General features: G+C 69.1%; 8 protein-coding genes and 1 pseudogene. 5 read left to right on the top strand and 4 right to left on the bottom strand.

The window, feature by feature from the left end:
- Window positions 1-175: 175 nt before the first annotated feature.
- On the bottom strand, window positions 176-379 hold the full coding sequence (locus tag NS2_RS07430) for a hypothetical protein (protein WP_033085913.1): 204 nt from the start codon (window positions 377-379) through the stop codon (window positions 176-178).
- A 240-nt stretch (window positions 380-619) separates the two neighbouring features.
- On the opposite strand from NS2_RS07430, the pseudogene NS2_RS07425 reads away from it, so the two are divergent.
- A pseudogene (locus tag NS2_RS07425) lies at window positions 620-2,055 on the top strand (aldehyde dehydrogenase).
- Window positions 2,056-2,283: 228 nt separating this feature from the next.
- On the opposite strand, the gene NS2_RS07420 reads toward NS2_RS07425, so the two are convergent.
- The 3 genes from NS2_RS07420 to NS2_RS07410 all read right to left on the bottom strand — a co-directional run bounded on the left by NS2_RS07420 (window position 2,284) and on the right by NS2_RS07410 (window position 7,055).
- Window positions 2,284-4,110, bottom strand: a complete 1,827-nt coding sequence (locus tag NS2_RS07420) for a phosphoenolpyruvate carboxykinase (GTP) (RefSeq protein ID WP_033085911.1) — start codon at window positions 4,108-4,110, stop codon at window positions 2,284-2,286.
- A gap of 241 nt (window positions 4,111-4,351) precedes the next feature.
- Window positions 4,352-6,340 (bottom strand): hypothetical protein, encoded by a 1,989-nt coding sequence (locus NS2_RS07415; RefSeq protein ID WP_143161484.1) that lies wholly within the window; start codon window positions 6,338-6,340, stop codon window positions 4,352-4,354.
- Window positions 6,341-6,386: 46 nt separating this feature from the next.
- Window positions 6,387-7,055 carry a hypothetical protein gene (locus tag NS2_RS07410; protein ID WP_052086005.1) on the bottom strand — a complete coding sequence of 223 codons (669 nt, stop codon included), beginning with the start codon at window positions 7,053-7,055 and terminating at the stop codon, window positions 6,387-6,389.
- 239 nt (window positions 7,056-7,294) lie between these two features.
- On the opposite strand from NS2_RS07410, the gene NS2_RS07405 reads away from it, so the two are divergent.
- The 4 genes from NS2_RS07405 to NS2_RS07390 are packed head-to-tail and all read left to right on the top strand — an operon-like array spanning window position 7,295 to window position 13,521.
- Window positions 7,295-8,611: a lipase family protein gene (locus NS2_RS07405; protein WP_045436205.1), complete on the top strand. Its 1,317-nt coding sequence runs from the start codon at window positions 7,295-7,297 to the stop codon at window positions 8,609-8,611.
- A gap of 58 nt (window positions 8,612-8,669) precedes the next feature.
- The gene (gene trmB, locus NS2_RS07400; RefSeq protein WP_045436208.1) at window positions 8,670-9,440 is read left to right on the top strand and encodes a tRNA (guanosine(46)-N7)-methyltransferase TrmB; all 771 of its coding nucleotides are present in this window, start codon (window positions 8,670-8,672) and stop codon (window positions 9,438-9,440) included.
- The gene (locus NS2_RS07395) at window positions 9,437-10,207 is read left to right on the top strand and encodes an NYN domain-containing protein (RefSeq protein ID WP_096490751.1); all 771 of its coding nucleotides are present in this window, start codon (window positions 9,437-9,439) and stop codon (window positions 10,205-10,207) included. Before trmB ends, NS2_RS07395 begins: the two co-directional genes overlap by 4 nt.
- Window positions 10,207-13,521 (top strand): MMPL family transporter, encoded by a 3,315-nt coding sequence (locus NS2_RS07390; protein WP_096490752.1) that lies wholly within the window; start codon window positions 10,207-10,209, stop codon window positions 13,519-13,521. The genes NS2_RS07395 and NS2_RS07390 overlap by 1 nt, the downstream gene beginning before the upstream one ends.
- Window positions 13,522-13,526: the final 5 nt, after the last annotated feature.

Here is a 13,526-nt window from a genome sequence, read left to right as displayed (position 1 = left end):
TCATGTTTCGAGCGATCTATCCACGGTAGCTATAAAGCATGCTCGCTGCGGCCGTCGAATGCAATAGTGCGTTCGGTGAAAAGCGAACCGACAGGTCGGAATTCGTTCTTTCGAGGTGCTGCCGATTAGCCACAGGTATGCGGAATCGCCTGCGGCCCTGCGCATCCGACGGCGGTCAGTCCTCGGGAAGCAGGAGTCGCAACACCGGCTGACCGTTGCGCACCGTGGGATAGGTCGCCTCGACCACCTCGACCCGCCAGCCGTGCGGCAGCACCCGCTGCAACTGATTGGCGGCCCGCTGCATCGGGGTGCCGATACGGGGCGAATCAGCCTCGGGAACCTCGCGGAGCAGGAAGTCGTCGATGCGGACATCGGTCATGCGCGGGGTCTACCTTTCGTATAGCTAATACATAGCAACCGACCGGATTGGTGGAGAAAGGCGTGCAGAGCCGAGCATAGGCCACCGCCCGGCAACTCAGATTTCGAATCACGTTTTACCCCGCTGGTAACAGGGCGGCTTAGAAACCGAGGAGTCTACTTTCAAAGAAGATCCCGGTCAGCGGGACGATCGCACCCGATGTCCCGGACAGCCGAAGGCCCAAAACTGTAACGTGTTCTCATGGAGTACCAGAGTCTGTTCATCGGTGGCCACTGGACCGCACCGGCCGGCCCCGACACCCTCCCCGTCGTCTCGCCCGCAACCCTGGAAACCGTCGGCAGCGTGCCCGTCGTCACCCGCGCCGACGTCGACGCCGCGGTCGCCGCGGCACGCCGGGCCTTCGACAGCGGACCCTGGCCCGCCACCCCGCCCGAGGAGCGCGCCGCCCTGCTGTCCCGGGTGGTCGCGCTGCTGGACCAGAAGGCCGGAGATCTCGCGGCCGCCCTGTCCGCCGAGATGGGCGCGCCCACCATGGCCGCCAGCACCCTCAACTACGTGCCCGCCCGCGCCACCCTCGACTTCTACGCCGGGCTCGGAAAGTCCTTCCCCTGGAGCGAGACTCGCACCGGCCTGTTCGGAACCACCCGCGTCTCGCGCGAGCCGGTCGGCGTGGTGGCCGCCGTCATCGCCTGGAACGTGCCGCTCTCCCTGGCGGTCAACAAGCTCGCGCCCGCCCTGCTGGCCGGGTGCAGCGTGGTGCTCAAGCCCGCGCCCCTGACCCCGCTGGCGGCCAATCTGCTGGCCGACATCTTCGCCGAGGCGGGCCTGCCCGAGGGCGTGCTGTCGGTGCTGCCCGCCGAGGCCGACGCCTCCGAATACCTGGTCTCGCACCCCGGCGTCGACAAGGTGACCTTCACCGGCAGCTCCGCCGTGGGCCGCAAGATCGCCGCCATCGCGGGCGGCCAGCTCAAGCGCTGCTCGCTGGAGCTCGGCGGCAAGTCGGCCGCGATCCTGTTGCCCGACATGGACATTGCCGACATGCCCAAGCTCGCCTTCTCCGGCCTGATGAACAGCGGCCAGGCCTGCGTTGCCCAGACCCGCATCCTCGCCCCGCGCGGCCGCTACGAGGAGATCCTCGAGGCCCTCGACGCCGCGGTCGATCTGTTCCCGCTGGGCCTGCCCGACGACCCGGCCGCCCAGCTCGGCCCGCTGATCTCGGAGAAGCAGCGCGAACGCGTCGAGGGCTACATCGCCAAGGGCAAGGACGAGGGCGCGCGCCTGATCCGCGGCGGCGACCGGCCCGCCGACCTCCCCGGCTGGTACGTCCGCCCCACCGTCTTCGCCGACGTCGACAGCTCGATGACCATCGCCCGCGAGGAGATCTTCGGCCCGGTCCTGTCGGTCCTGCCCTACGACACCGAGGCGGAGGCCATCGCCATCGCCAACGACAGCGACTACGGCCTCGCGGGCTCGGTGTGGACCACCGACATCGAACACGGCGCGACCGTCGCCGCCAAGGTCCGCACCGGCACCTACGCCATCAACTGGTACGCCTTCGACGCCTGCGCCCCCTTCGCGGCGGCTACAAGACCTCCGGCATCGGCCGCGAGAACGGCCCCGAGGGCCTGGACGCCTACTGCGAGACCAAATCCCTTCTCATGCCCATGGGGAGCTGACACCGAGCACGCCCGCACCGGGCGGGCCCACCCCGACGATGCGAATGGCCCGCCCGCACCAATGGTGCGGGCGGGCCATTCGCTGAATTCGAATCCGGTACAACTGATTTCGCGAGATGCGGGTAACTCCCCGGGTACGCCCGAAATCGGGTTGGCACCGGACCGCCAGCGCGGGTGCACTTCGGCGAGCGGCTCCCAAGCCGCCCGCTGAAGTCCCGGAGAGGCGGACTAGCCCAGGCGCTCCTTGAGGGCCTCGAACTCGTCGCGCAGGCCGGAAGGCAGCTTGTCGCCGATGAACTCGAACCATTCCTGAATGGTCGGGATCTCGCGCTGCCATTCCTCGACGTTCACCGCGAGCGCCTCGTCGACGTCGGCGGCGCTCACGTCCAGGCCCTCGAGGTCGAGGTCGGCGGCGTGCGGGACATTGCCGATCGGGGTGGCCTGCGCGCCCGCGGTGCCCTCGATGCGGTTGACGACCCACTGCAGCACCCGGGAGTTCTCACCGAAGCCGGGCCACAGGAAGCGGCCGTCGGCGCCGCGGCGGAACCAGTTGACGTAGAAGATCTTCGGCAGCGCCTGCGCGTCGGCGTTCTTGCCGAGGGTGATCCAGTGGTTGAGGTAGTCACCCACGTGGTAGCCCATGAACGGCAGCATGGCCATCGGGTCGCGGCGCACGGTGCCGACCTTGCCTTCGGCGGCGGCGGTCTGCTCGGAGCCGACGGTGGCGCCCATGAACACGCCGTGCTGCCAGTCGAAGGACTCGGTCACCAGCGGGATGGTGGTCTTGCGGCGACCGCCGAAGAGGATGGCCGAGATCGGCACGCCCTGCGGGTCGTCCCATTCGGGGGCCAGGGTCGGGCACTGCGACATCGGGGTGCAGTAGCGCGAGTTCGGGTGCGCGGCCAGGGTTTCGGACTCGCGCTCGAACCAGTCGTTGCCCTTCCAGTCGATGAGATGGTCCGGGGTGCCCTCCAGGCCCTCCCACCACACATCGTTGTCGTCGGTCAGGGCGACGTTGGTGTAGACGGTGTTGCCGGCCTCCATGGTGGCCATGGCGTTCGGGTTCGAGCTGTGGTTGGTGCCGGGGGCGACACCGAAGAAGCCGAACTCCGGGTTGACGGCATATAGTCGCCCGTCCTCGCCGAAGCGCATCCACGCGATATCGTCACCGAGGGTCTCGGCGCGCCAGCCCGGGATGGTCGGCTGGATCATGGCGAGGTTGGTCTTGCCGCAGGCCGACGGGAACGCCGCGGCGATGTAGTACGCCTTCTCCTCGGGCGAGATCAGCTTGAGGATGAGCATGTGCTCGGCCAGCCAGCCCTCGTCGTGCGCCATGGCCGAGGCGATGCGCAGCGAGTAGCACTTCTTGCCCAGCAGCGCGTTGCCGCCGTACCCCGAACCGTAGGACCAGATCTCGCGGTCCTCGGGGAAGTGGGTGATGTACTTGGTCTCGTTGCACGGCCACGGCACGTCGGCCTGGCCCTCGGCCAGCGGGGCGCCCACGGAGTGCAGGGCCTTCACGAACGGCTTGTCGGTGCCCAGCTTGTCCAGGGCGGCCTGGCCGGCGCGGGTCATCACGCGCATGGACACCACGACGTACTCGGAGTCGGTGATCTCGACGCCCAGTTTCGGGTCCTCGGCGCCCAGCGGGCCCATGCAGAAGGGCACCACGTACATGGTGCGGCCCTTCATGCAGCCGCGGTACAGCTCGGTCATGGTGGCGCGCATCTCGGCCGGGTCGACCCAGTTGTTGGTCGGGCCGGCGTCGGCCTCGGTCTTCGAGCAGATGTAGGTGCGCGACTCGACGCGGGCGACGTCGGAGGGGTCGGAGAGCGCCCGGTAGGAGTTGGGCTTCTTCTTCTCGTTCAGCTTCTTGAAGGTGCCCGCGGCGACCAGCTGCTCGGAGAGGCGGACCGTTTCCTCCTCGGACCCGTCCGACCACACCACGCGGTCGGGCTGGGTGAGTTCTGCGACCTCCTGTACCCAGGCAAGCAGTTCCTTGTGCTCGGTGGGCGCGGTGCCATCGTGAAGACCAGGAATGGTCGCTGAGGTCATGAAAACTCTCCTGAGATGGGCGGCCCCGATGGCATCGAGCCGAGGAGCACGGCTCGCGACACCGAGTGCCACCAATTGCGGCAGGGCCCCCGCTCGTCTCGCCGCTAGCGCGCCCCGGCTGGACGCACGTACAAGAACGCGGCGGATGCCCTAGTTCCTGTCATAGAGGTTAACGCCACATATCGGGGTGTACGGAATCGGGTTGTCCACTCGGTATCGGGTCGAAACCTGCGACCAGCCGCTATGCGAATTCGAGTGCGGCCAGGTCACGTTCGCATGCCTGCAGTAAAGCGGGGCGGCGCACGGCGGCCTGACGCAATTGCGCCTCCAATTCACCGACCCGCAGATCGGTTTCCACCAGGCGCGCGGTGGCGCTGCCGAGCACCTCGTCGGTGAGCCGTTCCTCGACGTCGACCAGGGCCGTGGCGACCCGCTGTTCCAGTTCCGCGCGGGCGTCCACGAGCCGGTCGGCGACCCATTGCCGCAGGTGAGCGCCTTCGGCGAGGTGGCGGCGGGCGCGCACCACCCAGCTCGCGACGGCGGCACCGAGGAGCAGACCGACCGGCATGATCGCGTAGTCGAAGGCCCGCAGCAGGGCCAGCGGAGCCATGGCCAGACGACCCAACCCGAAGCCCGCCGAAGCGCCCAGCGCGATCACCAGGTGGTCCTCCACACCCCGCAGCCGCGGCCCCGGCGTGACGACCGCCCGCGCCACCCGTTCCGCGGGTGGCGGAAAAGATATATGCCATTCCCCGGCGACGGATTCTTCGACTTGACGGCACAATTCGCCGATCCGGCAGCGAATCGTCGCGTCCAGCTCCCGTGTGAGTTTTTCCACAGATTCGCTCACGAGGCACGGAAAATTGGCGTGCGCACCCCGTTGCAATCCGTCGATTTCACCCCGTAACTCGGTGTGCAGCCCGCGAATCCTGGCCCCTACCTCGTGCAATAGATCCACCCGCGCCAGTTGCAGCCGATTGCGCACCACCGCCATGGCACTCCCCCGCCCGCCGTCGTTCACCGCCAACAGCCGCGCCCGCTCCTCCCGTAGCACGGCCACATCCGCGCCCTCCCGCACCTTCCCCGCCTGCGCCTCGATCCGCCGTCGCGTCTGGGCCACCACCCGCTCGCGCACGATCCCCACCTGATCGCCCACCGCCCCCGCCCCCACCGCGGCCACCAGCCGCGCGTGCAGCAACCCGACCCCCGACCGATCCACCAGCGCCGCGTCCCCCAGCCCCCGCCCGACGGCCGCCATCCGAGCCGAAACCGGCACGATCTCCTCCCCGCCCCCGACCTCCGCCAGCAGCTCGGCATCCAGCTTCCGGACCTTACGCCATTCCCGATGCGCATGAATTCCGTCCAGCGCGAACACGATCCGCGTCCCGTCCGCCAGCAACTCCCGCACCCGCCCCACCAGCTCCGCACCGATCAGCGCCCCGGCATCGAGCACGACCAGCGCCACCGAGTACGGCCGACGGTCCGCACCGAACCGCTCGCCGATCCCCGCCCGGCGATCGCCATGGGCGTCCACACCCTCGGCAACGACGGTGAAATCGACCTGCGGCCGGAATCGGGCCAGTTCGACCCGCAGCGCCGCCGCGTGCGACTCGTCCCCGCCGACCAGGGCGATCGTCCGTTCCGGCTCCGGGTCCGCACCCGCCACCGCGCACAGCAGCGCGAAACCGTGTGGATTCCAGCGCATCACAACGCTCTCCGCGGCCGCGGACAACCCACCGCGCCCGGTCGGCTCCCGGTCGCCACCGGATTCGGCGGATGGCGGCACCGGTACCGCCGCGACACGCACCGACGGCGGCAGTTCGAGCCCGGCAACCACCCGGTCCGGCCGCTCATCCCGGTCCGGGCCGGAATCCGGCTGGGCCGCAAGACGTTCCGGCCGACCCCCATCGGGTTCGGGTACCAGCGCTCGATCGGCATCATCGTTCGCCGTCGGCGGGGGCCGCTCCAGCGCGGAGAAATCCGAGTCCGGACGGCTTTCGGAGTCGGCACCGCCCGGTCCGGAGGCTTCGGCCCGGACCGCCGGGACCCGCACCGGCGGCGGCAGTTCCAGATCCGCGGCATCCCCGGCACGCACCGGAGGGTCGCCCGCGCCGGTGGCGCTGGGCGGGAATGTCGCCGGGCCGGGCAGGGTGGCACGCGCGGGCCGCGCGGCCACCGGCTTCGGCCGGGGAGGCAACGGATCGGTGGAACGATCTTCTGGAGTCAACACCGCTGATTCGTTCCCGAGAGTGGGTTCGGCTTGGCCGGAGGCGAATTCAATCGCCGAGGGCAGCCGCGGCGACCGCGTAGCGGCGGTGGAGTTCGTGGTGGAGGGGATCTATTCCGCTGGCGCAGTGCAGGATTTGCAGGAGCAGCCGCGGGCCCAGGGTCGGGTCGTGGCGGAGGGCGGTGAGCGCGCAGGAGATGCCGTACAGGTCCCAGCGGTCCAGGAGGGCCTGGCGGGCTTCGGAATCGAGGGCGAGGGCGGGGGTGGTGAAGAGGTCGTGGGAGAGCGTGAGAGGTGGGTCGGGGCGGGTGCGGTGGCGGTGGAGGGTGTCGAGGTCGGCGTCGGTGAGGGTGCCGGAGCGGGTGTGGGCGGCCAGGGCGGCGACCACCGGAAAGGCGTTCAGACCGAGGTCGGCGGTGAGGGTTTCGGCCAGCAGAGCGGCGTCGGACCAACCGGTTCCAATGGAATCGGACTTGTTGAGGACGACAATCGTGCGATCCGGCGGGAGGGTGGCGAGCAGGCGACGGTCGGCCGGGTCGGCGCGGCCGGGGAGGACATAGAGGAGCAGGTCGGCGTCGAGGGCCGGCCGCGGTTGCCCGGGGTGGTCGACCGGTCGGGTTTCTTCGGCGCTGAGCAGCGACAGCGCATGTCGCAGGGTGGTTTTGCCCGCGCGGGCCCGGCCCGTCACCTGGATGCGCGGAGATCGCCCGACCGGCACGCGGGCAGCGTAGCCGGAATCACCTGGGCGCGTGGCCGTTTCGAATCACAAACCCGCAGGTCAGGCCGTGAGGAAACAGACCTTTCCGGGTCCACCTGTGCGTCGGCACAATTCGGCGGGACACCACTTTTCAGACCCTCGCGATTCCCCGACTCTGGCGATTCGGTCGGCACCGGTGCCGATGCACGGCTGCGGCGATCCCTCTCGGTCCACGGCCGCCGTAACGAGGGGAGGTAGCGATGACCGTCGATGTCGACGTCATCGAGCGCGATCGGCCACTGCCGCCGAGCCGGGATCCGTTCTTCCACCCGCCGCGCGGTTTCGCGCGATACCCGGCGGGGACGATCCTGCGCAGCCGCACGGTCGAGATCGCGTTCTTCGGCCTGGTGCCGCAGCGCGTGACCGCGTGGCAATTGCTGTACCGCAGCCAGGATCTGCACGGCGCGCCCGAGGTGGCGATCACCACGGTGCTGCTGCCCGAAGGGGCCGAGCCGGATTCGGAGCGACCGCTGCTGGCCTTCCAGACGGCGATGGACGCCGTCACCGACCGTTGCGCGCCGTCCTACGCGCTGCGCCGCGGCGCCCTCGCGCCCGGTTCCATCACCCAGCTGGAGTGGCTGCTGGTCGCGGGCGCGCTGCGCCGCGGCTGGGCGGTCAGCCTCGCGGATCACGAAGGGCCGCAGGGGAATTTCGGGGTGGCGCGGGAGCCGGGCTATCGCGCCCTCGACGGGGTCAGGGCCGCACTGCGTTTCGCACCGCTGGGCCTGCACGCGGACACCCGGGTCGCGGTGTGGGGCTATTCCGGTGGCGGCATGGCCAGTTCGTGGCTGGTGGAGATGGCCCCGGAGTACGCGCCGGAGCTGAATATCGTCGGCGCGGTGCTGGGCGCGCCGGTGGGGGACACCCGTCACGTGTTCCTGAATCTGGACGGCAGCCTGTTCTCCGGCTTCCCGGCCATCGTGATCGCCGCGCTGCGGCAGGTGTATCCGGTGATGGCCGAGGTGGTCGAGCGCGAATTCACCGCGGAGGGCCACCGCCTGCTGGAACGCGCGCGCAGCCTGGGTCCGATCGCGGTGCTGCCGCTGCTGGTCGGCCGCCGCATGGACGACTATCTGCACCGCCCGCTGGCCGAGATCCTCCCGGACCTCGAGCCCATGTTCGACGACCTGCGCCTGGGCCATCGCACGCCCGAGTGCCCGGTGCTGGTGGTGCAGCCGGTGCACGACCAGGTCATCGACGCCGCGGGCATCGACGGCCAGGTCGATCGGTACCGCGCGGGCGGCGCGGCGGTCTGGTACGTCCGCGATCGACTCAGCGAGCACTTCTCACTGCTGCCGCTGGCGACCCCGATGAGCCTGGACTGGTTGGCCGATCGGCTGGCAGGGAAAACTCTTACCGAACCCACAACCAAGACCGTCTGGTCGGTCGCGCTGTCCCCGGCGCATTGGCGCAGCATGGTGGAAATGGCAACTACCGCAATGCGAGTCACGCTCGGACTGCCCCTGCGGCGGCCCGATACAGCGGTGTCCGACGAGGTGTCGGGCCTGGCAGCCTGACTGCGCGCGGCCCCGGCAACCCCGGTCGATTGCTGCGCTAATCATCCAATACTGGACAATGGACGCCGTGAACGACGCCGCGAACCACACTGCCGAGCCAGTTCCCGGCCAGCCCGGGGGCAATCGCCTGTACCCCCGCGTGACCAGCTTCCGCGCCCGGCGCGGCGCGGTCTCGCCGGCCCGGCAGGACGCCTGGGATCGGGTGTGGCCGCGGATCGGCAAGGACGTCTCCGACGAAAAGCTGGACGCCGACGCCTGGTTCGGGCGCTCGGCCCCGCTGATCATCGAGATCGGCTGCGGCACCGGCACCGCCACCGCGGCCATGGCGCAGGCCGAGCCGCAGTTCAATCTGATCGGCATCGAGGTCTACAAGCCGGGCCTGGCGCAGCTGGTGCAGCGCGTGGAGCGCGAGGACATCGACAACCTCCGGCTGCTGCGCGGCGATGCCGTGGATGTCCTGGAAAATATGATTGCTCCCGAATCGCTGACGGGTGTTCGAGTGTTCTTTCCGGACCCCTGGCCCAAGGCGCGTCACCATAAACGCCGGCTGCTGCAGCCGGAAACCTTCGCACTCATCGCAAGTCGCCTGATTCCCGGCGGCGTGTTGCATGTCGCGACCGACCACGCGGATTATGCCGAGTGGATCGGGCAGTACGGAAATGCGGAACCCCAGCTCATCGGCATGAATGAGCCGACGGGCGGGGACCCCGCGGCATACCGAACCAAGGCACCGATTGGTTTCGAACGTCCGATTACCAAGTTTGAAAACAAAGGACTCCGCGCGGGTAGCGCCATCACCGAGTTCATTTGGGGGAAGATCGAATCATGAGCGTCAGTGAGATGGCCCCCGAGGTCGCGGATGTTGCCGGAATAATGCACGGCACCGCGTCGACCGAAATGCCGGGCACCGCAGGGCTCGGCGGAAGCGCCACGGTCGCCTTGGGCGGCAATGCCACCGACGTGCGCCGCGTCCTGCTGGTCTGGGATGCCCCGAATCTCGATATGGGCCTCGGCGCCATCCTCGGCGGTCGCCCGACCGCCGCGTACCGCCCGCGCTTCGACGCGCTCGGCCGCGGGCTGCTGGCGCGCACCGCGGAACTATCGGTGGGCAGCACCACCCGGGTCGAACCCGAGGCCACGGTCTTCACCAATATCGCCCCGGGCACCGCGGATGTGGTGCGGCCGTGGGTCGCGGCGCTGCGCAATGTCGGCTACGCCGTCTTCGCCAAACCCAAGATCGACGAAGACTCCGATGTCGACTCCGACATGCTCGCCCACATCGAACTACGCCGCCGCGGTGCCGGTTTGGCCGGAATCATGGTGGCCTCCGCCGACGGGCAGGCGTTCCGCGCGCCGCTCGAGGAGATCGCCGCCGCCGGTGTCCCCGTCCAGGTGCTGGGTTTCCGCGAGCACGCGAGTTGGGCGGTCACGTCGGATATTCTCGAGTTCATCGACCTCGAGGACATCCCGGGCGTGTTCCGTGAACCGCTGCCCCGGGTCAGCCTCGACTCGCTGCCCGACGAGGGAGCCTGGCTGCAGCCGTTCCGGCCGCTGTCGGCCCTGCTCACCTCCCGCCCCGCTCAAGGAGTCGCTTAGTGTTCACCCGCTGGGGCGACCTGGTCTACAAGCTGCGCTTCACCGTTCTGGGTGTGATGGTGGCTGCACTGGCCTCACTCGGCGTGTTCGGGCTGGGGATCGAAGACCATCTGAGCTCCAGTGGGTGGTTCGACCCCACTTCGCAGTCGACAAAGGCTTCGATACTGAAGGATTCGGTGTACAGCCGCGATCACAACAGTGACGTGGTGCTGCTGTACACCGCCCCCGACGGCAAGACCGTCGACGATCCGGCGTGGAGCCAGAAGGTCATCGACAGCCTCAACGCGCTGCCGAAGGATCACCCGCAGATCAGCAAGGTCAATCTCTCGCCCTGGAAGACCGACACGGGTCAGCAGGTCGCGCAGACCGTCAGCGCCGACCGCAAGCACGCGTTCGCCACCATCGCTCTCAACGGCAACAACGACACCGAGATGCTGGCGGCCTACGGCGCGGTACAGAACGCCTTCTCGGTGCCGGGCGTCAAGGTCGAGGTCGGCGGTCTGCAGCCGGTCGCTTACACCCTGAACCACACCATCGCCAGCGACGTCAAGCGTATGGAGATGCTCGCGCTGCCCGCCGTCGCGGTGCTGCTGTTCTTCATCTTCGGCGGAATCGTCGCCGCCGCACTGCCTTTGATCATCGGCGGCCTGACGATCATCGCCGCCAACGGCATGATCATGGCGCTGACCAAGTACACCGAGGTGAACTCGTTCGTCTCGGCCGTGGTGTCGATGATCGGCCTGGGTCTGGCCATCGACTACGGCCTGTTCATCGTCAGCCGGTTCCGTGAGGAGCTGGCCGAGGGCTACGACACCCGGGCGGCCGTGCGGCGCTCGGTGATGACGGCCGGGCGCACGGTCACCTCCTCGGCGACCATGATCATCGCGGCCAGCGCGGGCATGCTGCTGTTCCCGCAGGGCTTCCTGCAATCGGTCGCCTACGGCACCATCGCCGCGGTCCTGCTGGCCATGATCACCTCGCTCACCGTGCTGCCCGCACTGCTGAGCATCCTGGGTCCGCGCGTGGACGCCTTGAGCCTCAAATGGATTCGCAAGACCAAGACGGCCGAGGAGATCGAGGCCGGATTCTGGGGCAAACTCACCGCCTGGGTGATGAAGCACCCGCTCAAGGTCGCGATCCCGCTGACCATCGGCCTGCTGCTGCTCATCATTCCGGTGAAGAACCTGCAGTTCGGCGGCATCTCGGAAACCTATCTGCCGCCGGACAATCCGGTGCGGCTGGCGCAGCAGCACTTCGACGAGACCTTCCCGCTGCGCAAGGCGGATCCGGTGCAGCTGATCATCATCACCGACAACTCCAGGGACATCGGACCGATCCTCGCGACGGCGAATCAGGCTCCGGGACTCGTGAAGAACGCCCAGTTCGGCATTCCGCAGAAGCCGCCGAACGGGTCGAACGTGTGGGTGTCCGACGCGACCATCGTGGACAGCGCGCATCCCGAGGCGACCGTCGACTACCTGCGGTCGATGGAGGTGCCCGACAGCGCCGAGGTGCTGGTCACGGGCCAGCCGGTGCTGATGATGGACAGCCTCCAGTCGCTGATGTCCCGCATGCCCTGGATGATCGTCATCGTCCTGCTGGTCACCACCATCCTGATGTTCCTCACCTTCGGCTCGCTGGTGCTGCCGCTGAAGGCGGCGCTCATGAGCGCGCTCGGTCTCGGATCGACGCTGGGCATCCTGACCTGGATCTTCATCGACGGTCACGGTGCGTCACTGCTGACCTTCACACCGCAGCCGATCATGGCGCCGGTGCTGGTGCTGATCATCGCGATCATCTACGGCCTATCCGTGGACTACGAGGTATTCCTGTTGTCCCGCATGGTCGAAGCGCGCACCCAGGGCGCGAGCACCACCGAGGCGGTGCGCGCGGGTACCGCCCAGACCGGGCGCATCATCACCGCCGCCGCGCTGATCCTGCTGGTCGTGACGGGTGCGTTCGCCTTCTCCGATCTGGTGATGATGCAGTACATCGCCTACGGAATGGTGGCGGCGCTGTTCATCGACGCGACCGTGCTGCGCATGCTGCTGGTCCCGGCCACCATGAAGCTGCTCGGCGACGACTGCTGGTGGGCGCCCAAGTGGATGAAGAAGATCCAGCAGAAGATCGGGCTGGGCGAGCCCATCCTCGACGATGAGCGGCCCGGCGGCGGCGAGGTGATCGACCTGGTCAAGACCACCCCGGTCACCGACCCGGTCACCATGCAGATCCCGATGATCACCGACGGGTCGGAGCCCGCCCGCGCGCGCAAGCCGCGCCCGCGCCGGACCGTCGATATCGACAGCGAGGCTCCGACCCAGCGCATCGATGTCCCGGCGGCCACCCCGTCGACCGCCACTCCGCCGCCCGCCGCCCCGGCACCCGAGGCGGAGCGGCCCGCGCCCGGATTCCCGTCCGCCACAGCGCGTCCCGGGCACGGCGTCACCCCGTCGACCGCCACCACCCCGGCCTTCATGGCCAATTCCGGCGGTGCGGCGACCCCGAGCCCGCTGGCCGGGCTCGTCGGGAAGACCGAATCCGATTCCGCCGCCCCGGTTTCCAGGGACGCCGGTGCCGCGACCCCGGCGTCCGGAGTCGAATCCGGTGCTCCCGCAACGGCGAACCCCGCGCCGCTGACGAATCTAAGCGGCCCGGCGGATTCCGGTGCGGCACTGCCGCCGCGCCGGGTGACCGGTGCCGCCTCGGCGGATGCGCCGACCACCGATCTCGGTGCCGGGTCGACCGCCCGCGGCCCGCTGCCGATCGGCGATTTCGCCTCTCCCGGTGCGGGTTCCGCGCCGGCCGATGCGGCCACCCCGGGCCAGGACGGGGCCTTCCGGACTCCGATCCCACCCCGCACGGTGCCCCCTGTCGCAGGCAGTGCTGTGCCCCCCGTCGCAGGCAGTGCTGTGCCCCCCGTCGCGGGCGGTACGGTGCCGTCCGTCTCGCAGCCGGCTTCGCCTGCGGCACCGGTGGATTCGCAGCCGCCCGCGCCGGCGATCGGCTCCGAGCGGGTGCTGCCGCCGCAGGGTCCGAAGCTCCCGCCGCATCCGGCGACGCGGGCTCAGCTGTACCAGCCGCAGCCGTCCGAGGCCGAGGCGGCCGCGGATTCCGCCGACCCGGAAGCGCAATCGGCGCACCACGCGTCCGACGACGAGGCGCCGGGTGACGGCCGCAGCAATATCGAGCAGTGGATGTCGGATCTGCGCTCGGCGCGCCGCCGACCCAAGCCCGACGAGGACGCCAAGCACCGGGGCGGTGAGGGACGCCAGGTCAGCGTCAACGAACTGCTCCGCCGCCAGAACCGCGACTGATCGCG

The organism is Nocardia seriolae NBRC 15557 (assembly GCF_007990715.1).
Lineage (GTDB): Bacteria > Actinomycetota > Actinomycetes > Mycobacteriales > Mycobacteriaceae > Nocardia > Nocardia seriolae.
Note: the sequence above shows the minus strand (reverse complement) of the source record. Positions and strands in the feature narration are given on the sequence as shown.

Coding starts and splice junctions, on each gene's coding strand:
- trmB (WP_045436208.1), top strand. CDS start 8,670: ATGGACGCCGTGAACGACGCCGCGAACCACACTGCCGAGCCAGTTCCC.
- NS2_RS07405 (WP_045436205.1), top strand. CDS start 7,295: ATGACCGTCGATGTCGACGTCATCGAGCGCGATCGGCCACTGCCGCCG.
- NS2_RS07430 (WP_033085913.1), bottom strand. CDS start 379: ATGACCGATGTCCGCATCGACGACTTCCTGCTCCGCGAGGTTCCCGAG.
- NS2_RS07395 (WP_096490751.1), top strand. CDS start 9,437: ATGAGCGTCAGTGAGATGGCCCCCGAGGTCGCGGATGTTGCCGGAATA.
- NS2_RS07420 (WP_033085911.1), bottom strand. CDS start 4,110: ATGACCTCAGCGACCATTCCTGGTCTTCACGATGGCACCGCGCCCACC.